Source organism: Colwellia sp. TT2012 (assembly GCF_001440345.1).
Classification (GTDB): Bacteria; Pseudomonadota; Gammaproteobacteria; order Enterobacterales; family Alteromonadaceae; genus Colwellia.
The window spans coordinates 155257-178462 of record NZ_LJYX01000002.1; the positions used below are offsets into that span (position 1 = coordinate 155257).

Consider the following 23206-nt stretch of genomic DNA (forward strand, 5'->3'; position numbering starts at 1 on the left):
AGTAGCAAACAAAAGCGTAAAAATCATTAGCACATAACTAAATAGCAGAGTAAAATGGCCATACTTGAGTAAAACAGTCAGGTACTTTTCACTGTTGATTGATAAAACTGGAAGAGTATCCGAGAGCAAAGAGAGTTAAGATAATGATCAGTATTTCAGAAAATGCGCAAAAGCATTTTATTAATTTACTTTCGCAACAAGCTGAAGGTACACGTATTCGTGTTTTTGTCGTTAATCCAGGTACAGCAAAAGCTGAGTGTGGCGTTTCATATTGCCCTCCTGATGCGATGGAAGACGATGATATTGAACTCCCTTTTGACGGCTTTTCAGCAATGGTTGATGCCGATAGTAAAGGCTTTTTAGTAGACGCTGAGATTGATTTTACTACGGATCAAATGGGTTCACAGCTTACCTTGAAAGCACCTAACGCTAAGTTACGTAAAGTTGCCGATGACGCACCCTTATTTGAACGTGTGCATTACTTTTTGCAAGCCGAGGTTAACCCTCAGTTAGCGGGTCATGGCGGCGAATGTACCTTAGTTGAAATTACCGATGATGGTTATGCTGTCTTGCAATTTGGCGGTGGCTGTAATGGTTGTGCACAAATTGATGTCACAGTAAAAGAGGGCATTGAAAAGCAATTAATAGACTTAATGGGTGATGAAATTAAAGGCGTTAAAGATGCAACTGATCATAAACGTGGTGATCACTCATATTACTAATCTTTAATTTATATGATTAAATTATTAGAAAAACTAGGTCAAAATCCACAGCGCAGTTTAACACTGTTCTTAAGTGGTCTTGGCCTTTTTGTTATCGGATTACTTTTTGTTGGTTTAGGCTACTTTTATCATCACCTTTGGCAAGTGATCGGCATGGTGATACTTAGTATTGCGTGCTTAATTTCGGCTTGGGGTTATCTAGGTATATTTGCCAATCGTTGGTTAAATATCATTTATCGCACTCGCTCTATTAACAAACAATAACCTAACAAATAGACACGCTAAATGAACATGATGATTAATTTGATAAAACACTATTGGTTTATCATTACGCTTTTTTTACTTACTGCCATTGCAACTTTATCTTTATGGCCAGCCGAATATTTACCCCAGGTCCCGGGGAGCGATAAAAGCCATCACTTTATATCCTATGGCGCTTTAATCTTGCCGCTAGCATTACGAAAACCTAAACACTGGTTGTGGATTGCCCTAGGCTTCGCTGCTTTTAGTGGTGCTATTGAATTGATTCAGCCCTATGTTAATCGCTATGGTGAATGGCTTGATATGCTAGCCAATGTGATGGGTTTAGCTTGTGGCACGATACTGGCAAAAATTATTACTCACTTCTTCTCTGGCTCTAGCAAGTAACACTTGTTCAGATAAAGAGTACACTTGCTTGATTCATAGTGCACATAAGCCCGTCGTCGTCGACATACATAAGCCATAAGCAAACTACTGAGGTATGAGCATGGCAGCTAGGGTGCTAGCAGCTAAATAGTTAGCATGCTCGGGATGGGCATATTGCCGTGTCGGCTAAGCCAAGCAAGGGGACTAATATTTGATGAAATCATCGGTAATGCTAGATAAAATAAGCGCTGGTGTGGCTTTAAATGGCTAGTTTTAAACAAAGAAATACCCTAAAGTGCTAGTGGTTTACAGACAAGACGTTATCTCATCTGATTTTTAAGGGTATATACCATGAAATATATGTTGCGGACACTATGTTCAGTTTCATTATTATTGAGCGTTGCGCTCAGCAGTCAAGCAGCGGTTATTTTACAATACCATCATGTTAGTGATAGCACCCCAGCAAGCACCAGTATTTCGCCAAAGCAGTTTGAAGTCCATTTACAGTACCTTAAAGATAATAATTTTAAAGTGTTGCCTTTATCAGAGTTAATTGAAAGCATTAAAAATCAGCAAGCCTTGCCAGATAAAAGTGTTGCCATCACATTTGATGATGCTTATATTGATGTCTTAACTCAAGCAAAACCGCTGTTAGATAAGTTTGCTTTTCCGTATACCATTTATGTTAACCCAGGTATTATTAATCGCCATGAAAACAATAAAGCCTCACCTTATTTATCATGGATTCAACTAAAATCGCTGTCTGATGAAGGGGTGATTATTGCCAATCATGGTTATGAACATGATTCAATGCTGCGTCTGACCGAGGGTGTTACGCAAGCACAATGGCTAAGTCAACAAACAAAATTATTATTAAAAGCGGAAACTATTATTGAAGAAAACACCGGGCAAAGCTGGCGATATTTTGCTTACCCTTATGGTGAATATGATGTGGCAGTGCAAGCTTGGGCAAAAGCTAATGATTTTGTTGCTTTTTCTCAGCAATCAGGTGCTATCGATCTATCAACAGACTTAACCAGCGTACCACGTTTTCCTGCTTCTAAACCCTACGATAAACTTTCTGGCTTACGTGACAAGCTCAACTCATTGGCGTTTAATATTAGTTTAACAGGCGAGCAAGCCGAAACAATCTTTAAGTACAAAGAAGCTAAAAGTATTACTTTCTCGATTGACAGTGAAGACTTCTATAAATCGGCGTTAAATTGTTATATTTCTGGTTTAGGTAAACAAAAAATCACTTGGCATGATGATAATAATTTCACTATTAATTTCACTCAAGACCTACCCGTAGGTAGGGTAAGAGCTAACTGCACTGCCGCCAGTATTAGTAAACCAGGGCGTTACTACTGGTACTCAAAGCCATGGTTTATCTTAAAAGCTGATGGCAGCTGGTATCATCTATAATAGAGCAGAATAATTTCGCTCAGTTATCTAGATATTTAAAATTATTGTTGATATAAAGCGACTATCTTTTGGTAGTCGCTTAATAGCTTGTCATTATTGATAGTGGGCACTTCACCAATCACTTGCTCAGCTTTAAATATTGCCGCTACTTTTCCTGCTGGATTGATTAATACTAATGATGCACTGTGATCAACCCAGTAGCTTTCATCCGTCTCCTCAGCCCCGTCTTTACTTGACTCTTTACTAGTGATGGCATACATCATGCCTAAATTTCGAGCAAACGGAAAAAGTACATCGTGCTCTGCACGCAGCGCTTTAAAGTCAGCATTAAAATAAGCAATGTATTGCGCGAGCTTTTCCTGAGTATCTCTTTTAGGATCAACGGAGACTAATAACACTTGGCTATTGCTGGCAATAGCAATTAAATCCTCATAAATGAAATTGAGGTTTTGCAAGGTTATTGGACAAACATCTGGGCAAGAAGTATAACCGAAAAACACCAGCGACCATTTGCCCTGTAATTGGCTGTTATTAAAAGACTGTCCTGATTCATCGGTGAAGGTAAAAGCGGATATTGGCCGTGCTTGCTGATAATGCAAGGCAAATTCTGCTGCAGGCAATGTTTTTGTTTGCTTAATAAGATGAAAACCAACCGCACCAGCACTAATTGATAGTAAGGCAATAATGCCATAGATAGCTTTATTCATTATCGATACTCTATTATTTTGTGTCATTTTACTAATATGGTTATTCAGTTATTCAGTTATTCAGTTATTCAGTTATTCAGTTATTCAGATTAACTCATGGGTAGCCAATAATGATCGATGAGCAAAATAATGAACAGCAGCATTAAATGTACGATGGAGAATTTAAAGGTGGCCATGGCTGTACCTTCGTTAGCATGAAACTTGAGTTGCCACGCATAGCCCATAAAGATTAAATTCAAGCTACAGGCTCCTATTAAGTAGAACCAATTACTCATGCCAACTAAATAGGGTAATAAACAAACCACAAAGAGTAAGATGGTATATAGCAGTATTTGCGTTTTGGTAAAACTGACACCATGGGTGACCGGTAACATGGGAATATTCACTTTGGCATAATCATCTTTACGGTGGATGGCTAGTGCCCAAAAGTGTGGTGGTGTCCAGGTGAAAATAATTAATACTAATAGCAAGGCGTTAGGTGCTACCTCATTAGTCATTGCTGTCCAACCCAGTAAGGGTGGGATAGCTCCGGCTAATCCGCCGATAGTGATGTTTTGTGGCGTTGCTCGCTTTAAATACAAGGTATAGACAAAGCTGTAGCCAACTAAGCCGGAAAATGTCAAAAAAGCAGTCAGTGGATTGACTAAGCTATAAAGAATAATAAAACCTAGTAAGGCTATGCTAATGGCAAAAACAATGGCATTAGTGACGCTAATTCTACCTTCTGGCAAAGGTCTATTATGAGTTCTGCCCATAATGGTATCAATTCTTTCATCAACAATATGGTTGATCGCTGCTGCCGCTGAAGATAATAAAGCAATACCTAACATAGCGGGTAGTAGCACTTGCCAAGGTAAACCGCCGGGAACCGATAAACTCATACCAACTAAGGCGGTTAGTACCAGCAAGGCGACGACTTTAGGCTTGGTTATATCATAATAGGCACGCCAATTAGTAAAGACATGATTATTGGAAAAATTATAATTGTTGTTAGCAATTTGTGAGGACATGGTATTATTAATAGTTTTATTTATGGCCTTATTCATAGAGCGACTCCTTGGAATTTTGTCTTAACCTATAAGCTAAGGTGATCAAACTCAGCATTAAACAGGCGGCAACTAAGTTGTGCGCTACCGCAATCTTAAGTGGTAACGAAAACCAAATATTACTCACCCCCAAACTGATTTGAATAACTAATAAACTGAGTAAAACCATGGCGGCGTTTTTGATCGCATGAGTCCTCGCTTTGAGAAAAACCATGATGGCTAACCAAGCGAGAAAAACGCCGGTAATGATGGCGCCAAAGCGATGACTCACATGGATAGTCACTCGTTCATTATGCGCTAGGTGACCAAACTCATAGCTTTCTTGTTTGGGGGGAATTAGGTCAAATGACTGCTCAAAGCTTAAATCCGCTAGCCAATTTCCCTGACAAATAGGTAACTCTACGCAGCTCAATGCCGCATAGTTTGAGGAAGTCCAACCACCTAAGGCAATTTGTGCCGTTAAAATAGTAATGCCGAGTAGAGCATAGCGGCTATATTTTTTAAGTTGAAAATCTACTAAAGTAGCCCCTTGCGCACTTATTCCCTTGGCATTAAGGCGCAAATATAATAAAAATAGCAAACATAAGGTGGTAAAACCGCCGAGTAAATGCGCCAGTACCACCACGGGCATTAATTTCAATGTTACTGTCCACATACCAAGAGCGGCTTGCAAGATAACAATGGCTAAAATAAGTAACGGCAGTAATATGGGAGACCTAACGCTGGATCGCGTTGCAACGCGTAATTTAATTGAAAAAAAGGCAATCGCAGCAATAAGTAAACCAAGGCTGCCGGCGAAATAGCGGTGGATCATTTCATTCCAGGCTTTAGCCGGCTCGACCGTGCTTTGTGGAAAAGCTTGCTCGGCCACGGCAATTTGCAAACTGGTTTCTGGTACAGCAAGCAAACCATAACACGTCGGCCAGTCTGGACACCCTAAGCCAGCATGAGTTAAGCGTGTATAAGCACCTAGACCAATGACAATAATGGCTAATAACAAACTGGTCAGTACTAAGCGACGCAGTGTTTGCTTGTGTTTACTCTGCTCCATCATTTAGTTAACCCACCTTAGAATATTTCAAAAGTTTTTTCATATCATTGATAATAGCCTTACCAAATGACGTTTGCTGCTGTTCATGCTCTGGTAGTTGATGGCTTAAAATAATGTTGCCTAGAGGATCGGCAATAAGCACTTGTGGCTCGTGTAGCAAGTTTTTCATTTGCGCTGTTAAGGCAAGTATTTGCCATTGGCTCTTGGCAAGCCGTTCACTTTGCTGGGCGGTAAATATATTTTCTTGCAGTAATACCGGCGTGACCCTAGGCATATCTTTTCCTAAAGTGACATAACTGTTGTGCACAATTTCAATGCTATGCAAACACATATCAGCACATTGCTTAGGCAGTCGATAAATAATAAGCCATTGTTGGCCAAATTTTTGTTCCTTAATGCCTAAGTCGGTCAGTGTTAATTGCTGTGTTAATAACCTGCCTTCATTGGTTACGCCTAAGTCTAGCCACTGATTGTCTAAGGCTAATTTGGCTAATAATATCGGCAAGATAAAAACCGTGATTAACAATAGTAAGCTGCGGCGATTTTTATTATTTGCAGCATGCTCTGCTTTATTGCTACTGCTTAGCGTATTGCTATTATTTGCATCTAGCTGATTGTTTGACTTAGTCATATTTTACCGCCTTATGCTTGTTGTTATTATTGATAGTATTAATGTCAGTGTTTTCCGCTGGGATATCGGCGCAAGATTCAGCTGAATGTGACGGATGACGACTGGCAAGCTTTGCTGTATTGATGCGCAAACAAATCATCAATATTAGCCAAGCAATAGCTAATGTTGCCCATTGAAAGGCGTAACCGAAATGTTTTTCAGCTGGCATCACTATAGGGTGCCAGTTCTTTTTATAGCCTAGGCTTTCTTCTTGGTCCACATAGATGACAAAGGGTAGCAGTGGCTTATTTATCAAGGTGGAAAATTTAGCTAATTCAATTTGTTGCACCCGCAATGGCCAACTAGCTTGAGTAAAGTCTTGCTCGGCCAGCATTATGCCTTGCTCGACAATGCGTACATGCCCTTTAAATTGATAGTGTCCCTGCAAAGGGATTACTTCAGGCAGTATACTGCGATCAATTGAACCTTGTACCCAGCCTAAATTAACTAATACTGCATGAGTTGCTGTTTCGACAACTTGTAATACTCGATAGCCTAAAGAATTTTTTTCCACTTGATTATCGAGTAAAAAGATATAGTTTTCGTTAAACTGGCCGTTAATAGTGACGGGAAAATCGTTAATACTTTCTTTACCGGTGAATTGCTTTTCCTTTGAGAGTCTGACTATTTCGTTCAGGGTTAGTGGCGATTGCTGATTAAGTTGCGTAATACGGGCAGCGCGCCGCTCTTTCTCTAAGCCACGGTCGTACTGCCAGAAAGATAGTTTAACCAAACCGACAAAGACAATAAGCGTGAACCCTAACCAAAGGACGTTTCTTACTACTGATTTAGTTGATATTTTTACTTGGGTATCGACATACTGCAAAAAGTCAGACCTTATAAAATATAGACAAAAACAAAAAGCATTAGCCAAACTACATCGACAAAATGCCAATACCAACTTGCTGCTTGAAAAGCAAAATGGTTATCAGGGGTAAAATGACCTTTTAATACTCTGAACCACATAATTATCAGCATGATACAGCCCAAGGTGACATGCATACCGTGAAAGCCAGTCAATAAGTAAAAAGTGTTGCCATAGACACCGCTATCTAGAAATAGGCGCATTTCTTCAGAATAGCCATGCGCGTATTCTTGAATTTGAAAAAAGATAAAAGCCAAGCCTAGTAGTATGGTTAGGCCAAGCCACTTTTTTAAAGCACTGCGATTATTTTTGATTAATGCATTATGTGCAAAGTGGGCAGTAACTGAAGAGGTTAATAGTAAAACCGTGTTAATTAACGGTAAGCCAAACCAGCCCATCGCCGTGGTGGTAGTGCCATCAGGTGTTTTTATTAACGGCCAAGTCGCAATAAAGTCAGGCCAAAGGACAGCGCCAGTTGCGACATTATTACCAGCGCCACCAAGCCAGGGTACTGAAAATACGCGTAAATAGAGTAAGGCACCAAAAAAAGCCGCAAAAAACATCACTTCAGAGAAGATAAACCAACTCATACCTTGGCGGAATGAATTATCCATCTGATGTGAGTATTTACCCGTTAACGATTCATTAATGACATCACTAAACCAACCCACTAGCATATAAATAACCAAGGCTATGCCTGCTAGCAGTAAATAGCCACCGTAACCACTCTCTTTATTTGCTAAATCAGTGACAAAGTTTCCGGCACCAAAGGCAATCATAAATAGTGCTACCGCACCTATGATTGGCCAGTGGCTGTGGCTGGGTACATAATAACTTTCGTATGCTTTGTTAGTCATTTTCTATCCCTTTTTCAGTGAACCCTATGACGACTTCTCTGTTATGTCATACAAGGTATAAGATAAAGTTAAGGTGTTAATATCTTCGGGTAATTCTACATCGACATAAAACTGCAAGGTCATTTCAACTTCCTCTGCGGCCTTTAGCGGTTGTTGAGTAAAACAAAAACATTCAATTTTATGAAAATAATTTGCCGCTAAGCCAGGTGAAACTGACGGTACGGCTTGTGCGATCATGTCATAACTTGCTTTGTTTTTTGCATAAAATGAAACCAATTTTATCTCACCGGGGTGGACAGTAATTTCATTAATAATAGGCTCAAATATCCATGGAATACCTTGAGCATTGCGGGTAATAAATTGCACGGTAACGGTACGAGACTTATCAATAGTCGTGGCGGTATAAGCCACAGCCGTTTTATTCGTTTTGCCATTTAAGCCGGTAATATCACAAAAAACATCATATAAAGGTACCAGGGCAAAACCAAAACCAAACATAGCAAGCACCACCAGTAGCAGTTTCTTTACCGTTTTGCTGTTGTTATTTCGGCTATTAAGCTCCGCTTGGTTTTGCTCGGTATCATTCATATTATTTTATGCCTCTGCGGTTAGATATTGTCTATGTCTTTCTGCGATGGCGGCGTACTAAATGTGTGGTAAGGTGCTGGACTGGCTACTGTCCATTCTAAGCCTACGGCACCCTCCCAAGGTTTTGCAGGTGCTTTTTCGCCACCACGAATACATTTGATCACTACCACTAAGAAAATCAATTGCGATAAACCAAAGGCAAAACCGCCAATGCTGACCCACTTATTAAAGTCGGCAAATTGCAGGGCATAATCTGGAATTCTGCGTGGCATACCGGCTAAACCTAAAAAGTGCATAGGGAAAAATAATAAATTTACGGATATTAATGAACACCAGAAGTGCCATTTACTTAAGGTATCGTTGTACATATGGCCGGTCCATTTAGGTAACCAATAATAGGCACCAGCATAAATTGAAAATAATGAACCAGTAACTAACACATAATGAAAGTGAGCTACAACAAAGTAAGTGTCATGATATTGAAAATCAACGGGAGTCATGGCTAACATCAAGCCTGAAAAGCCGCCTATGGTGAATAAAATAACAAAGGCGATGGAAAACAGCATAGGTGTTTCAAAGCTTAATGAGCCGCGCCACATGGTTGCTACCCAGTTAAAGACTTTTACCCCCGTTGGTACTGCAATGAGCATGGTGCAATACATAAAGAACAGCTCACCAAATAAAGGCATGCCGGTGGTGAACATATGGTGTGCCCAAACAATAAACGACAGTAAAGCAATGGATGACGTGGCATAAACCATAGAGCTATAGCCAAATAATCTTTTGCGAGAAAAAGTGGGGATAGTGGTGGAGACAATGCCAAAGGCTGGCAATATCATGATATACACTTCCGGGTGGCCAAAGAACCAAAAAATATGTTGGAACATCACCGGATCACCACCACCAGCAGCATTAAAAAAGCTAGTACCGAAATAGGTATCGGTCAGTAGCATGGTGACCAAACCCGCGAGTACGGGCATAACCGCAATCAATAAATAGGCAGTAATGAAAAAAGTCCAGACAAATAACGGCATTTTCATGTAAGTCATACCTGGGGCACGCAGGTTCATTATGGTCACAACAATATTAATTGCCCCCATAATGGAAGAGATCCCCATAATATGAATAGCAAAAACGAAGAATGCAGTACTGCCGTTCGAATAGGTGGTCGATAATGGCGCGTAGAAGGTCCAACCAAAATTGGGTGCACCGCTGTCCATAAAAAATGTACTCAGTAAAATGATAAAAGCAAAAGGTAAAATCCAAAAGCTCCAGTTATTCATGCGCGGCAGTGCCATATCTGGCGCCCCTATCATCATAGGTATCATCCAGTTAGCAAAGCCGGTAAAGGCGGGCATAATTGCGCCAAACACCATAATCAAACCGTGTACTGTGGTTAATTGGTTAAAAAAATCAGGTTCAACTAATTGTAAACCAGGCTGGAATAGCTCAGCACGAATGACCATTGCCATGGCGCCGCCGGTTAAAAACATAATAAAAGAAAACCATAAATAAAGTGTGCCGATATCTTTATGGTTAGTGGTATAGAGCCAGCGTTTTATGCCAGTCATCTTATGCTCAACATGATGTTCGTCGTGCGAATCTTGTTCTATAACGTCTGTAGTCATTTTATATCCCCTACTTCGCACTAGCAGCATCAACAGCTGCAGGTTGTACTAAATCACCAGTATTATTTCCCCAAGCATTACGCTCATAAGTCACAACTGCGGCTATTTCGGTTTTGGTTAATTGACTACCAAAAGCAGTCATGGCAGCATTTTTCTTACTACCGTTAATCACCATATCTAAATGAACAGTAATATCTCCCGTCGCAATCACACTGCCTTTAAGCGCAGGAAATGCCGGAGGTAAGCCTGCCCCTGTCGGTTGATGACAGGCAACACAAGCTTTCAAGTAGACTTTTTCGCCCATTGTCATTAATTCATCATGGCTATACACTTTAGATAAATCCTCTACTGGTACTTCTTCAGTTATTATCTCTACCGCTTCTTCAACTGCAGTTTCAATTGCTAAGGATGCTGTGGCCTCTTGTGCTTTATCTTCAACAGAAGAGGCTACAGCAGACTTTACATCAGATGCTTGCACTAAATCACCGGTATTATTGCCCCAAGCATTACGCTCATAGGTGATCACTGCAGCTATTTCTTTTAAACTTAATTGCTTGCCATAGGCTTGCATGCCCGTGCCCGCTTTACCGTTAAACACTATGTTGATGTGATCTTGTATTGTGCCTGTGGTCGTTATTGGGCTGCCTTTTAGGGCCGGGAAGGCTGGCGGTAAACCTAAACCAGAGGGCTGATGACATGCGGAGCAGTAAGCTGTGTAGGTTGTTTCGCCTAATTGCATTAGCTCGGTTTTAGACATGGCTGTAGTTAACGAGGCTTGTTCAGCACTGGCTGCTTGGGCGATACGTTGGTGTTGTTCATTAAGCCAAATTTCATAATCTTCTGCTGATTTCACTTCGACAACTATTGGCATAAAGCCATGGTCTTTACCACATAACTCAGCACATTGGCCGCGGTAAATACCGGGTTCATCAACCCTAGTCCATGCCTCGTTGATAAAGCCTGGGTTAGCATCTTGTTTAACGGCAAAAGCAGGTACCCACCAAGAATGGATGACATCATCTGAGGTTATTAGAAAGCGTACCTTTTTATTGGCGGGTATAACCAGAGGTTTATCAACTTCAAGTAAATAGTGCTCGCCCTTAATAGCAGTAGTTTCGTGTTGGTTTTGATACTGTTCGCGTGGGGTCGACAGTACAGAGTAATATTCGATATCTTGATCAAAATATTTGTAATGCCATTTCCATTGGGAGCCGGTTATTTGAATGGTAACATCAGAATTAGTGTTGTCTTCCATGGCAATCAAGGTGGTAGTTGCCGGTACTGCCATGGCGATTAGAATAACAATAGGTATTGCGGTCCATAATATTTCCACCTTGGTACTTTCATGAAAGTCAGCGGCTTTTGCCCCTTTAGATTTTCGATGAAAAGCCATGGACCAAAACATGGCACCAAAAACTATTAGGCCAATTGCGGTACAAATCCAAAGTACCAGCATATGTAAATCATAGACATCTCTGCTAACGGCAGTCACCCCTTTTGTCAGGTTTAACTGCATTTCTGCCCAGGCTGAATTGGTAAATAGGCTTACCAACACTAGCCAAATCAGCTTATGTTTCCCCACACGGCATCTCCTCTTGGTAATCATAGAGAACAGATGTGCAGCAATGTACTTCATCACCACTGAACTGAATATCTGTAGTTTTTATTATTATTAATAAACTAACAATATCTCGGTTTAGCCACGGTTTAGCCACGGTTTCGCGATGGTGAACGATTGATGGCGAATAAACAATACCCTTGGGTATTCCTCCCGAGATCAGGTTAATTATTGACGTGAAGAGTAATGTGGCATGGCACTATAAATTTAGTGTGACAGCATTAGCACATTGACGTCTTTTTATTCTTCTTATGTTCGTTTTATATGCGTTACTGTTAATAGAATTACGCTAAAATTCGATCGAGGTCAAATATTTTATAGCTAAGTAATTATAAAAAAGTCATTCAATTCAATGGAGTAATAGCTCTAAAGCCTGTGTGAGCTATACGGGAAGTAGCTTTGTTAAAGATAAGAGGGGCATTAAAAAATAGTAGCTAGGGGGAAAATAAATTTATTAGCTTGAAGAAAAAAAAGCACCATAATTACTGCCAATTCTATTATTGGTAAGGGTAATTATGGTGCTTGTTATATTACGGATTAAGCACACTAGCTTGCTTAGTTTTTGTGCGTTTTACATCCAACTACCACTGCGGATGATACCAACGGCAATACCTTCAATATGAAACTCTTGCTTGCTTAGATCAACTTTAATGGGCGAAAACTCTGCATTTTCAGCATGTAAATAAACAATATTCCCTTCACGTTTATAACGTTTTACCGTGACCTCGTCTTCAACTCGGGCAACAATCACTTGGCCATTTTGTACATCAGTGGTTTGATGTACCGCCAGTAAATCACCATCTAAAATACCAATATCTTTCATGCTTTCGCCATTAACACGTAAGAGATAATCAGCGGCTGGGTGGAATACATTGCCATCCATTTTATAATGCTCTTCAATATGTTCTTGCGCCAAAATAGGTTCACCGGCAGCAACACGGCCAATAAGCGGTAAACCTTCGGGCTCTAAAAACTCTTCAACTAAGCGAATACCACGAGAAGTGCCGGCAAGCATTTCAATATAGCCTTTTTTCGCTAAGGCTTTTAAGTGCTCTTCAGCGGCATTTGCTGATTTGAAACCAAAAAACTTAGCGATTTCGGCTCGAGTTGGCGGCATGCCAGTGTCTTTGATTTTATCTTTGATTAAATCATAAATTTGCTTCTGGCGGTTAGTCAGCGGGCGTAATTCGGTTGTTGAATTTATCATAGCATTAGCCTGTAAATTTACACAGTATCACTGTTAGTATATACAGGATTATTTTAAAGGCAAGCATTTACTTTTAGTTGCATAATAATCATATTCTTACCGCTAATGCTGACATTTAATAACTGCGAATTTTTTGGAGAATTGTTTGCTTGTAACTTAACTAGATGACCAACAGGCACGGTGCAATCTTTATCTTTGGCGGTGTTAACCATCATGGTGTCAGTGAGGCTATAAGCAAACAGTAAGCTATCAGCTAACAATTCAACAATGATACTTTGTTGTTCAATATAGCAATTAACCTCAGCTGAAAATGCTGTTTGTTTAGTCATGATATTGAAGTCTTTAATGCCGCCATTAAGCAAAGAGCCATGAGTTTTATTGGCGCCATCAAAACGGGCTATATCCAGTAATTGTATTAACTTATCTACATCGCCATTATGATGATCTAGTGTCAAACCTGCACCTTCGATTAAGACTAAATTACGTTGATAGCCAGAAAAATTCGAAAAGTCGCCGTCATTTACCACACTGGCGATACTTAACCGCCAAGCAAAATTATCTAAATTACCACCATCGCTAATGGCTAATTCTGTGGTGTGACCTAAACCATTTTTCCAGGGGATTGTTTTAAATTCATTTGGCGAGATTAACGTTATCACTAGTATTACCTTAGGACTAATTGCTGTTGGGTAGTTATTTTATCTTATACCCGTCACCATTCAAAGTTTTCGATTTTAGTGGCAATGAAAAGGGCTTTAGGCAAGGGAAATAATGTAAGCATAGTCACTCTATGGTTTAATTATTTAACGCGGTATAAAGTCATTTTAAACCCATCAAAGAAGTGGTTGAACAACATCACTTCATCGTTGCTGTAACTCATAATGACGCTGCATGGATGGAGCTGATTAGAGAATGCAGACGGTACAGGAGTCCCTGATTAGATAATGCAGGAGCAATTATCCTGAGCATATTCGCCTGAACAACCATTATTTCATCACAGCGCCTTGAATTGAAATTGCTCAAGCACTCTGAAATAGGCATCTTGAATGGTAACGGGTATATGCTCAGCTATTGGCAATATTTTATCATCTTGTTTTTATATTAGTATTTGCTTGCTAACATGCGTATGCCCACGTTAGAATCAGCTCACGTTTTGTTAGCCTCGCTAGCAAAACAATACTTGTCGGAGTGCCAAAGGCTGAGATCGCGTAAGCGGGATCCGTAAAACCTGATCAGATTAATATCTGCGTAGGAAACAAGAGAGAGTAATTTTCTTTCATACAAGCTTAGTGCTTACCATGTAGAACAACGCTCTTTTTGCCTCATCTTTAGCTAAAAAAACTCCGCCTTTTTTTATTTTATTAAAAATTTTAAAACAGGTGCGACCATGAGCGAGCAAAATAACGCTGCTGTAAAAGACAAAAAAAAACCAACTAGACGTGAAAAGCGTGCAGCGGCTGAAGCATTTTTAAAAAATGTTTCCGACCAATCTTTCCCCAATTCTAAAAAAGTTTATGTATCAGGTAAAATACACGATATCAAAGTGGGTATGCGTGAAATTACTTTATCTGATACCTTAATTAGTGGTAGTAAAGACAAGGCCGTTTATGAAAAAAATGAACCCTTATGTGTTTATGATACTTCAGGTTTTTATACCGATGAAAATGTTGATATTGACGTGCACAAAGGTATTCCACGCTTACGTGAAAGCTGGATTGACGCCCGTGGTGATGTCGAGCCGTTAACTTCAACTAGCTCTGAATATGCCCAGCAACGCCTTGCCGATGAAGGGGTTGACAGTATCCGCTTTGAAAATTTACCTCAAATGCGTATCGCTAAAAAAGGTAAAAACGTTACGCAAATGCATTACGCTCGCCAAGGTATTATTACCCCAGAGATGGAATACATTGCTATTCGTGAAAACATCAAGCGTGAAGAAGTGAAAGATGCAACCTTACTGCTGCAACATAAAGGTGAATCTTTTGGTGCCAGTATTCCTGAGCAAATTACCCCTGAATTTGTCCGTGATGAAGTGGCTCGCGGTCGCGCCATTATTCCCGTAAATATCAACCATCCAGAATGTGAACCTATGATCATTGGCCGTAACTTTTTAATTAAAGTTAATGCTAACATTGGTAACTCAGCGGTAACCTCTTCTATTGAAGAAGAAGTAGAAAAACTGGTGTGGTCAGCAAAGTGGGGCGCAGATACGGTAATGGATTTATCTACCGGTCGTAACATCCATGAAACCCGTGAATGGATTTTGCGTAACTCACCGGTACCTATTGGCACAGTACCCATTTACCAAGCACTTGAAAAAGTAAATGGTGTCGCCGAAGATCTTACTTGGGAAATTTTCCGCGATACTTTAATTGAACAAGCAGAGCAGGGCGTGGATTACTTTACTATTCATGCCGGTGTATTACTTCGCTATGTACCAATGACAGCAAAACGTGTCACCGGTATCGTTTCGCGAGGTGGTTCAATTATGGCGAAATGGTGTTTAGCCCATCATAAAGAAAACTTCCTTTTTACCCATTTTGAAGATATCTGTGAAATCTTAAAACAATACGATGTGTCATTTTCACTCGGTGATGGTTTACGCCCAGGCTCAATCGCCGATGCCAACGATGAAGCACAATTTGCGGAACTACGCACCTTAGGTGAGCTAACTAAAATCGCTTGGCAGCATGATGTACAAGTCATCATAGAAGGTCCAGGCCACGTACCGCTTCATATGATCAAAGAAAATATGGAAGTACAACTTGAAGCTTGTGATGAAGCACCTTTCTACACCTTAGGACCATTAACGACCGATATCGCGCCAGGTTATGATCATATTACTTCCGGTATCGGTGCGGCTAATATTGGTTGGTTCGGTTGTGCCATGCTTTGTTATGTAACACCTAAAGAGCATTTAGGTTTACCGAACAAAGAAGACGTAAAAGAAGGTTTGATGACTTATAAAATTGCCGCTCATGCTGGTGATTTAGCTAAGGGTCATCCAGGTGCACAAATTCGTGATAATGCCATGTCTAAAGCGCGTTTTGAATTCCGTTGGTATGATCAATTCAATATTGGTTTAGACCCAGAAACCGCTAGAGCTTATCATGATGAAAGCTTGCCACAAGAGTCAGGCAAAGTTGCGCATTTCTGCTCTATGTGTGGACCGAAATTTTGTTCAATGAAAATCTCACAAGAAGTACGTGAGTATGCTGCAAATCTTGATAAAAATGCCATAAAAATTCAATTACTTGATGAGACAATAACGATAACGTCTGATGAAGCTATTGAAAAAGCCATGCAAGAGAAATCTGCTGAATTTAAAGCGAGTGGTAGTAAATTATACCAACTTGCTGATTAGTAGCAATCGATGAATATTGCCATTGTTGGCGCAGGATTGATGGGGCGATTACTCGCCCTATCTTTACTTCGACAAAAACAGTCATCAAGCGTAACCATTACGTTATTTGATAAAGACAATAAACTCGCCCACCACAGCGCAGCTTATGCTGCCGCAGGGTTATTAACACCATTAGGTGAATCACTTCATTGTCAGCCTAATATTGTTAGTATGGGTTTTGAGTCATTACGCTTATGGCCGTCTTTGCTCGATAGTTTGCATGAACATACCATGTTTCAACAAACTGGCGCCATCATGGTCAGTCATGAGCAAGATAAAGGTGACTATCAGCGCTTTGTTAGGCACTTAAAGAACAACTATCCGGAGCAAGCATCATACTCGCTAAATCGCGCAGAATTACTTGAATTAGAGCCGGAAATAGGCCGTAGTTTTAACCAAGCTTTGTACCTGCCACAAGAAGGGCAACTGGGAAATCGCCGCTTATTAGTGGCACTGCGTAAGCAGTTGGAAAAAGAAAGCCCACACGCCAGTACAGGCAATAGGCTTAACTGGTTAAGTGAATGCCAGGTGGTTGAAATCAATACTTCGGAAGAAAGCAGTTCGCTAGGTTACATAAAAGGTGGCGATAAACACAGCCAGCAGTTTGATCTGGTTATTGATTGTCGAGGCACAGGGGCGACCAGTAAAAACAGTCATGATACTTGTGCTCCTTTGGCAGACTTAAGATCGGTTAGGGGTGAGCTGTTTCAGCTGTTTGCACCCGAGGTCAATATTTCAAGGCCAGTACGGTTAATGCATCCTAGATATCAGCTTTATATTGCGCCCAAGGGCAAAGGCTTTTATGTGGTGGGCGCGACTGAAATTGAAAGCGACGATGATTCACCTATGACAGTACGCTCGGCAATGGAATTATTAAGCGCAGCTTATAGTGTGCATCCTGGTTTTGCTGAAGCGAATATTCGTCAACACGTTAGTCAATGCAGGCCAGCCTTTAGTGATAATCAGCCTAAAATTACCGTGCAAGATACACTTATTCAAGTAAATGGTTTGTTTCGCCATGGATTTTTGATAGCCCCCGTGGTGCTTAAACAAACACTGGCGGTTATTGATAATAGAATAAATAATACCGAAATAGCTTTGCCTTATGCCGACTTATTTTCAGGCATAGTTGCCGGTTAATGTTACTAAATAATTAAACCATAGCATGACTATGCTTCCATTATTTCCCTTGCCTAAAGTCCTTTTAATTCCCACTGAAATCGAGCACTTTGAATGGTTACGGGTATATAATAAATAGACAAGAATCAATATAAAGAATCTCCTATGAACATTCATATTAACGGAAAAGCGTACGCGTTAGGCCATGAAAACCATATTAGTATTACTTCGGCGTTAACTTTGCATTTTATTGAGCCGCAACAGAGCACTTTTGCTGTGGCTCTTAACGGTGATTTTGTTGGTAAAACAGATTACGACACCACCATGGTAAAAAATGGTGATAGTCTCGATGTCTTACAGCCTATTCAAGGAGGCTAAATTCAATGTCACTGAATATATATGGACAAATTTTAGATAGTCGTTTACTGATTGGCAGCGCCTTATACCCGTCACCACAGGTGATGAAACAAGCGATTTTGGCCAGTGGCTCACAAGTGGTGACATTGTCGCTAAAGCGACAGAATCCAGCTGAAAAGTCGGGTCAACAAATTTGGCACTATTTAAAAGAAATAATTGAGCAGACCAAGGGGCATTTATTACCCAATACTGCCGGCTGTAAAACAGCAAAAGAAGCGGTCACTTTGGCACATATGAGTCGTGAAATTTTTCAAACTGACTGGATTAAGTTAGAGGTTATTGGCGATGATTATAACTTACAACCGGATCCTATCGAATTACTGCATGCCACCGAGCAACTTATAACCGAGGGTTTTAAAGTGCTGCCGTATTGCACCGATGACTTAGTTGTATGTCAGCGTCTGTATGATTTAGGCTGCCAAGTTATTATGCCTTGGGCCTCTCCCATTGGCACAGGCAAAGGCTTGATGAACCCTTATAACCTAGAGACCATTCGCTTACGTTTACCTGATGCTACCTTGATTTTAGATGCCGGTATCGGTAAACCCTCTGATGCATGTTTAGCGATGGAAATGGGCTATGATGGCGTATTACTCAATAGTGCGGTGGCACTGGCAGATAACCCAGTATTGATGGCAAAAGCCTTTGGCCAAGCACTGCAAGCAGGTGAGCAAGGTTATGTCGCCGGTATCATGGAGCAAAGACAGACCGCTCATCCATCAACGCCGACATTAGATACTCCATTTTGGCATCAATCGTGAGTTAAACGGCTTATTGCTATAGCACCCAATTAAGGCGTCAAAAGTACTCTGCCCAACTTATCGCTGTTAAAAACTCAGGTGGTTGTTTTATCTTAAGTTTTGCAGATGTGAAATAGCAAGCTTCACAAGCAAGACGGTACAGGATGTACCTTATTAGACAATGCATGGAGCATATTGTCCTGATGCTTGTGTAGATCCCCATGGACGGGATTATGTTCAGGACGAACGGTATATCGCGGTGACAGGATGTCAAAGAGCGTGTATGCGTCTCGCTTATTCACGCAGCAATACTTAAGGTCAACAGAGCCTTAACAATCAACATATATAGTGACATTTATGACTGTTCTTAATAAGAAGAAACCAATAATCTGGACTATTTCTGGCAGTGACTGCTCTGGTGGTGCTGGCATAGCGGCGGATATAAAAACCGGTCATGCTTTAGGGGTGGAAGTTTGTCACCTTATTACCGCTAATACCGTGCAAAATTCTCAGCAGCTGCTCAGTGTGAATGCTGTATCGGTTGAGATATTACAGCAACAAGCCACATTATTAATCGATGACAAAGTACCATCCGTGATCAAAATTGGTTTAGTGGCGAATGTCGAGCAAGTGATTTGGCTAGCTAAATTGCTTAAGCAATTTAAAGCAAGCATGTCCAACTTAATCAGTGTTTATGATCCTGTTGGTCAAGCCAGTGTTGGTGGTAGTTTTAGCTGCCTTAGCCTAGAGCAACTTACTCCTTTATTGGAGCAAGTGGATGTCATTACCCCTAACCTGATGGAAGCAAAAATATTAGCTAGTTTTGATACGTTAGCAGATAAACATGATGCGCAGACCCTAGCTAAAAAAATATATCAAGACTTTGCTATTACCAGCATTATTGTTAAAGGTGGTCATAGTGATAAAGATAATGGCTTAGCGATTGATTATTGTCATCACCAACTCAATCAGCTCAGTGATGAGAAACAAGACAACCAAGAAAAACGGCATCAAGCGATCAGTTACCAACTTAGCTCACCTCGGCTAACAACACATTTTACTCATGGTGGTGGCTGTAGTTTTGCCAGCGCCTTAGCGAGTTTCCTTGCCCAAGGTTATCTTATGCGTGATGCCTTTATGCTAAGCAAAGCTTTTATCAACCAAGGTTTGTCGGCGAGTATCGTCATGAGTGCATCACAACAGCATCAATATTACGGTGCCTTTGAGCAACAAGCTTGGCTGCTTAATTGCACCGATAGGGCTCAACACTTCGCCGAAGTTGTTGATGACTTAAGTGGGCAATACCAAGAGTTACCCGCGTTTAGCTCACTTAATTTACACGGAGATAAACTCGGTCTTTATCCGGTTATTGACTCATTATATTGGTTAAAACGCTTGTTACCACTAGGTTTGAAAATCATTCAGTTACGGGTGAAGAACTTGACTGAAAACGAGTTAGAGCAAGTGATTATTGCGGCGGTAGCGTTAGCGAAAAACTATGGTACTCGCCTGTTTATCAATGATTATTGGCAACTGGCGATAAAACATGGTGCTTATGGTGTGCATATTGGCCAAGAGGATTTAGCTGATGCTGACTTAGTTGCTATTCAACGGTCTGGCATACGTTTAGGTATCAGCACTCATGGTTGTTATGAGTTTATATTAGCGCAACAATTACAGCCGTCTTATTTAGCCATAGGGGCAATTTTTCCGACCAAAACTAAAGACATGACTGGGCAAATCCAAGGGCTAGATAACTTAAGGCAAGTGTTAAGTTTGCGACCAGCAGAAAATGCTTGGCAGATCCCAGTGGTTGCCATTGGTGGTATTAATCTTGAACGGGCAATAGACGTAGTTGCCACTGGTGTCGAGAGCATTGCCGTAGTTACCGCGATCACTGAAGCGGAACAATCACACGGCATAACTCCAGAGCAAGCCGTAGCAGCATTTGAACAGATCATTGTTAAGGGGTAGAACGTTGAGTTTTCCCCGCACCCTAGCTTACTTGGGCATATTTATGCTTTAACAGTTTATAAAATACTATTGATAATTATTCGTATTTGCTATTATGGGGCAATTCTAATCCATTAGCAGTATCACCAGATGAATACCATGATATCTATTCTCTGTCGTTTGACAGTGATTTTAGCGACTTTATTTTCATTTCAAGCCGTTGCTGTTGAGCGACTTTATTATGTCGCCGCCGACGAAATTGAATGGCAATATGCAGAAAAGCATCACAACTTAATGATGGATATGCCGTTAATGCCAGAGCAGCAAGTATTTGTTAAAGCCAGTGAAAACACCATCGGCAGTAAGTATAAAAAAGCGCTTTACCGTGCATATACCGATGCTTCTTTTAGCCAGTTAAAAGCACGCCCAGCCAGTGAGCAGCATTTGGGTTTATTGGGACCATTGTTTCGTGCCGAAGTGGGCGATACCATCAAAGTCGTCTTTAAAAATAACGGTACACGCCCGTATACCATTCACCCACACGGCGTATTTTACAACAAGGCCAATGAAGGCTCACCTACCAACGACGGTACCTCAGGCAAAGATAACCTAGATGATCGAGTGATGCCAGGGCAAACTTATACGTATAACTGGCAAGTGCCAGAAACTGCAGGTCCTGGGCCGGCAGATACTAGTTCGGTAGTCTGGGTTTATCATTCACACGTAAACAGCATCAGGGATTCTAATACCGGCTTGATTGGCGCTATTGTCATTACCGCGAAAGGCATGGCCAAGGCTGATGGCTCGCCTAAAGATGTTGATCGTGAGTTTATCAATCTTTATACCGTGATGAATGAAAATGAAAGCTGGTTTTTAGCTGATAATATCAAAAATTATCTGACCGCTCCGGCCAGCGATGACATCACTGCAGACGAAGATTTTGTTGAAGGTAACCTGATGCATATGATTAACGGTTACCTGTTTGCTAACTTACCTGGTTTAACTATGGTTGAGGGTGAAAAAGTGCGTTGGCATTTAATTGCCTTAGGCACAGAAGTTGATTTACATACCCCGCATTGGCATGGTCATACCGGTTTGATCAATGGCCATAGAACTGATGTGGTGGAATTATTGCCAGCGTCGATGAAAACCTTAGATATGACGGTTAATAATCCGGGCATTTGGATGTATCACTGTCATGTTAATGATCATATCGCTGCCGGTATGACGGCACTTTATCAAGTGTTGGCAAAATAACAGGTATTATATAACTAATGGGACAGCAGCGAGTGTTAATCGCCGCGGCCGCACTTGCCTTTAGCTGCTAGTGGCTAGCATACGGCTAGTGCTTTGTGAAAAACTGAGTGAGAAAAATATTAAATGACAGCTTTGCTCTATAACTAGCTTATTGCGAGTAACAGGAGTAAATAGTATTACTGTAGTTACTGCGATAACTGAAGCCGAAAACTCACCAAAAGGTATTTTTTTGATGATTGCTCAATCAAAGTAGAGTGGTTAAATTTGCTACGTAAGCAAAAAAGCACCTGACAAATGGCAGATGCTTAAAAGGTTGGTAAAATATTTAAGCGCTATTTTTTAATTTACGTGATGCTAAACCCATAAGGCTTAATGCAAAAATAGCAAGTGTAGTTGGTTCAGGTATATCTGTTACTGAATTTGATGCCGGAGCTATAACTGCACTTACACCAAAATCCCATGGAATTCCCTGAATATTAAAGGCCCATGCGCCATCTTGCCCAAAGTGAATATCCATATTAGAAGGGTAAGCATTTAAACCTTGTTGATATTCGTAATATGTTGTGCCGGATTGTTCCCATATAGTATGGGAAAAGTCTAGCTCAAAGCTAGATTGATCAGCAGTTATTGATCCTGACACATTGAAGATACCAGATTCAAAAATACTATTACTAGCCGCAATATTGTTATTATTTAATAATGTAAAGGCGTCTATATGAATAGATGGGCCATCGTAAGAGAATGATACAAGGTTGTTATTGTCAATAATAAACGCTTCTCCTGGGGTATAACCGTTTAATACAATCGCTCCTGAAACTTCGATATTTGTAAGCGCATCAAACTCACCCATTGTTGAATTACAATCACCACAAATTGCAGTCCAAGTAAAAGTAAAATCAGTGTCACTAGGTAGAACGTTTGCATGTGCTGCCTGAGATAACGATGCAATAACTAGAGCACTTTTAAATAGGCTAGAAAAAACTTTGTACATTTATGTATATCCTTATTAATAAAAATCATGACACCAAATTATAATGTCTTTGAGCTTACAATATTGATAAGCAAAAATTGTACCAGATATTTTTAGTATACTGTATACCACTGGAATTGGCTGTTTAACAGAAATATCAGAATTAATAACAAATATTTTTATAGATGTTGTAAAAAATAGTGACACATTTTTTATATAATTGATAAAGTTGAATAACATAGGTAGGGCCTTGCCTCTCATTATCAATAAAGGCCTTAATGATGAGGTGAAAACAGTGGCACTACTGAAACATAAAGTTGCTATGAAATATCATCT

General features: G+C 40.4%; 22 protein-coding genes and 1 riboswitch. Of the genes, 10 read left to right on the forward strand and 12 right to left on the reverse strand.

The window, feature by feature from the left end; translation table 11 throughout:
• The first annotated feature begins 143 nt into the window (after positions 1-143).
• The 4 genes from nfuA to ASU03_RS00755 all read left to right on the forward strand — a co-directional run bounded on the left by nfuA (position 144) and on the right by ASU03_RS00755 (position 2774).
• On the forward strand, positions 144-722 hold the full coding sequence (gene nfuA / locus ASU03_RS00740; protein WP_057829992.1) for a Fe-S biogenesis protein NfuA: 579 nt from the start codon (positions 144-146) through the stop codon (positions 720-722).
• Between the two features lie 12 nt (positions 723-734).
• A complete protein-coding gene (locus ASU03_RS00745; RefSeq protein WP_057829993.1) occupies positions 735-986 on the forward strand; it encodes a hypothetical protein in 252 nt (83 codons plus the stop codon).
• A 21-nt stretch (positions 987-1007) separates the two neighbouring features.
• Entirely contained in the window at positions 1008-1370 is a 363-nt protein-coding gene (locus ASU03_RS00750) for a VanZ family protein (RefSeq protein WP_057179302.1), read from the forward strand.
• Between the two features lie 330 nt (positions 1371-1700).
• A complete protein-coding gene (locus tag ASU03_RS00755) occupies positions 1701-2774 on the forward strand; it encodes a polysaccharide deacetylase family protein (protein ID WP_057829994.1) in 1074 nt (357 codons plus the stop codon).
• A gap of 41 nt (positions 2775-2815) precedes the next feature.
• Here the strand turns inward: ASU03_RS00755 and ASU03_RS00760 are convergent, their stop codons facing one another.
• The 11 genes from ASU03_RS00760 to ASU03_RS00810 form a co-directional block, all read right to left on the reverse strand.
• Entirely contained in the window at positions 2816-3481 is a 666-nt protein-coding gene (locus tag ASU03_RS00760) for an SCO family protein (RefSeq protein ID WP_057829995.1), read from the reverse strand.
• A gap of 89 nt (positions 3482-3570) precedes the next feature.
• Positions 3571-4491 carry a heme o synthase gene (cyoE, locus tag ASU03_RS00765; protein WP_057830106.1) on the reverse strand — a complete coding sequence of 307 codons (921 nt, stop codon included), beginning with the start codon at positions 4489-4491 and terminating at the stop codon, positions 3571-3573.
• Positions 4492-4519: 28 nt separating this feature from the next.
• Positions 4520-5581, reverse strand: a complete 1062-nt coding sequence (locus ASU03_RS00770) for a COX15/CtaA family protein (RefSeq protein ID WP_082627081.1) — start codon at positions 5579-5581, stop codon at positions 4520-4522.
• Positions 5582-5585: 4 nt separating this feature from the next.
• Positions 5586-6209: a hypothetical protein gene (locus ASU03_RS00775; RefSeq protein WP_057829996.1), complete on the reverse strand. Its 624-nt coding sequence runs from the start codon at positions 6207-6209 to the stop codon at positions 5586-5588.
• The gene (locus ASU03_RS00780) at positions 6202-7074 is read right to left on the reverse strand and encodes an SURF1 family protein (protein WP_082627082.1); all 873 of its coding nucleotides are present in this window, start codon (positions 7072-7074) and stop codon (positions 6202-6204) included. The genes ASU03_RS00775 and ASU03_RS00780 overlap by 8 nt, the downstream gene beginning before the upstream one ends.
• Before the next feature lie 11 nt (positions 7075-7085).
• Positions 7086-7970 carry a cytochrome c oxidase subunit 3 gene (locus ASU03_RS00785; protein WP_057829997.1) on the reverse strand — a complete coding sequence of 295 codons (885 nt, stop codon included), beginning with the start codon at positions 7968-7970 and terminating at the stop codon, positions 7086-7088.
• 24 nt (positions 7971-7994) lie between these two features.
• Positions 7995-8558, reverse strand: a complete 564-nt coding sequence (locus ASU03_RS00790; RefSeq protein ID WP_057829998.1) for a cytochrome c oxidase assembly protein — start codon at positions 8556-8558, stop codon at positions 7995-7997.
• 20 nt (positions 8559-8578) lie between these two features.
• Positions 8579-10186 carry a cytochrome c oxidase subunit I gene (gene ctaD / locus ASU03_RS00795; RefSeq protein ID WP_057829999.1) on the reverse strand — a complete coding sequence of 536 codons (1608 nt, stop codon included), beginning with the start codon at positions 10184-10186 and terminating at the stop codon, positions 8579-8581.
• Between the two features lie 10 nt (positions 10187-10196).
• Positions 10197-11702 (reverse strand): cytochrome c oxidase subunit II, encoded by a 1506-nt coding sequence (coxB, locus tag ASU03_RS00800; protein WP_231731462.1) that lies wholly within the window; start codon positions 11700-11702, stop codon positions 10197-10199.
• Positions 11703-12375: 673 nt separating this feature from the next.
• Complete coding sequence (gene lexA, locus ASU03_RS00805; protein ID WP_057179310.1) at positions 12376-13011, reverse strand: transcriptional repressor LexA; 636 nt, start codon at positions 13009-13011, stop codon at positions 12376-12378.
• A 53-nt stretch (positions 13012-13064) separates the two neighbouring features.
• Entirely contained in the window at positions 13065-13670 is a 606-nt protein-coding gene (locus tag ASU03_RS00810; protein ID WP_057830001.1) for a HutD/Ves family protein, read from the reverse strand.
• A gap of 515 nt (positions 13671-14185) precedes the next feature.
• Positions 14186-14283: riboswitch (TPP riboswitch) on the forward strand.
• A 115-nt stretch (positions 14284-14398) separates the two neighbouring features.
• Between ASU03_RS00810 and thiC the strand changes: the two genes are divergently transcribed.
• From thiC to ASU03_RS00840, 6 genes are all read left to right on the forward strand, one after another.
• Positions 14399-16375, forward strand: coding sequence for a phosphomethylpyrimidine synthase ThiC (gene thiC, locus ASU03_RS00815; protein WP_057830002.1), 1977 nt, complete (start codon positions 14399-14401; stop codon positions 16373-16375).
• A gap of 9 nt (positions 16376-16384) precedes the next feature.
• Positions 16385-17554 (forward strand): FAD-dependent oxidoreductase, encoded by a 1170-nt coding sequence (locus ASU03_RS00820; protein ID WP_057830003.1) that lies wholly within the window; start codon positions 16385-16387, stop codon positions 17552-17554.
• 144 nt (positions 17555-17698) lie between these two features.
• Positions 17699-17911, forward strand: a complete 213-nt coding sequence (thiS, locus tag ASU03_RS00825; RefSeq protein WP_057179314.1) for a sulfur carrier protein ThiS — start codon at positions 17699-17701, stop codon at positions 17909-17911.
• Between the two features lie 5 nt (positions 17912-17916).
• Entirely contained in the window at positions 17917-18711 is a 795-nt protein-coding gene (locus ASU03_RS00830) for a thiazole synthase (RefSeq protein WP_057830004.1), read from the forward strand.
• A gap of 336 nt (positions 18712-19047) precedes the next feature.
• Complete coding sequence (gene thiE, locus ASU03_RS00835) at positions 19048-20664, forward strand: thiamine phosphate synthase (RefSeq protein ID WP_057830005.1); 1617 nt, start codon at positions 19048-19050, stop codon at positions 20662-20664.
• A gap of 129 nt (positions 20665-20793) precedes the next feature.
• Entirely contained in the window at positions 20794-21900 is a 1107-nt protein-coding gene (locus tag ASU03_RS00840) for a multicopper oxidase domain-containing protein (protein WP_057830006.1), read from the forward strand.
• A gap of 325 nt (positions 21901-22225) precedes the next feature.
• On the opposite strand, the gene ASU03_RS00845 is transcribed toward ASU03_RS00840, so the two are convergent.
• The gene (locus ASU03_RS00845) at positions 22226-22891 is read right to left on the reverse strand and encodes a PEP-CTERM sorting domain-containing protein (RefSeq protein ID WP_057830007.1); all 666 of its coding nucleotides are present in this window, start codon (positions 22889-22891) and stop codon (positions 22226-22228) included.
• Positions 22892-23206 lie beyond the last annotated feature (315 nt).

Bases quoted from the DNA above. Each gene is read 5' to 3' on its own strand.
- ctaD (WP_057829999.1), bottom strand. From the start codon at position 10,186: ATGACTACAGACGTTATAGAACAAGATTCGCACGACGAACATCATGTT.
- nfuA (WP_057829992.1), top strand. From the start codon at position 144: ATGATCAGTATTTCAGAAAATGCGCAAAAGCATTTTATTAATTTACTT.
- ASU03_RS00750 (WP_057179302.1), top strand. From the start codon at position 1,008: ATGAACATGATGATTAATTTGATAAAACACTATTGGTTTATCATTACG.
- lexA (WP_057179310.1), bottom strand. From the start codon at position 13,011: ATGATAAATTCAACAACCGAATTACGCCCGCTGACTAACCGCCAGAAG.
- ASU03_RS00745 (WP_057829993.1), top strand. From the start codon at position 735: ATGATTAAATTATTAGAAAAACTAGGTCAAAATCCACAGCGCAGTTTA.
- coxB (WP_231731462.1), bottom strand. From the start codon at position 11,702: ATGCAGTTAAACCTGACAAAAGGGGTGACTGCCGTTAGCAGAGATGTC.
- ASU03_RS00840 (WP_057830006.1), top strand. From the start codon at position 20,794: ATGAATACCATGATATCTATTCTCTGTCGTTTGACAGTGATTTTAGCG.
- thiE (WP_057830005.1), top strand. From the start codon at position 19,048: ATGACTGTTCTTAATAAGAAGAAACCAATAATCTGGACTATTTCTGGC.
- ASU03_RS00845 (WP_057830007.1), bottom strand. From the start codon at position 22,891: ATGTACAAAGTTTTTTCTAGCCTATTTAAAAGTGCTCTAGTTATTGCA.
- ASU03_RS00770 (WP_082627081.1), bottom strand. From the start codon at position 5,581: ATGATGGAGCAGAGTAAACACAAGCAAACACTGCGTCGCTTAGTACTG.
- thiS (WP_057179314.1), top strand. From the start codon at position 17,699: ATGAACATTCATATTAACGGAAAAGCGTACGCGTTAGGCCATGAAAAC.
- ASU03_RS00775 (WP_057829996.1), bottom strand. From the start codon at position 6,209: ATGACTAAGTCAAACAATCAGCTAGATGCAAATAATAGCAATACGCTA.
- ASU03_RS00785 (WP_057829997.1), bottom strand. From the start codon at position 7,970: ATGACTAACAAAGCATACGAAAGTTATTATGTACCCAGCCACAGCCAC.
- ASU03_RS00790 (WP_057829998.1), bottom strand. From the start codon at position 8,558: ATGAATGATACCGAGCAAAACCAAGCGGAGCTTAATAGCCGAAATAAC.
- thiC (WP_057830002.1), top strand. From the start codon at position 14,399: ATGAGCGAGCAAAATAACGCTGCTGTAAAAGACAAAAAAAAACCAACT.
- ASU03_RS00830 (WP_057830004.1), top strand. From the start codon at position 17,917: ATGTCACTGAATATATATGGACAAATTTTAGATAGTCGTTTACTGATT.
- ASU03_RS00760 (WP_057829995.1), bottom strand. From the start codon at position 3,481: ATGAATAAAGCTATCTATGGCATTATTGCCTTACTATCAATTAGTGCT.
- ASU03_RS00755 (WP_057829994.1), top strand. From the start codon at position 1,701: ATGAAATATATGTTGCGGACACTATGTTCAGTTTCATTATTATTGAGC.
- ASU03_RS00820 (WP_057830003.1), top strand. From the start codon at position 16,385: ATGAATATTGCCATTGTTGGCGCAGGATTGATGGGGCGATTACTCGCC.
- cyoE (WP_057830106.1), bottom strand. From the start codon at position 4,491: ATGTCCTCACAAATTGCTAACAACAATTATAATTTTTCCAATAATCAT.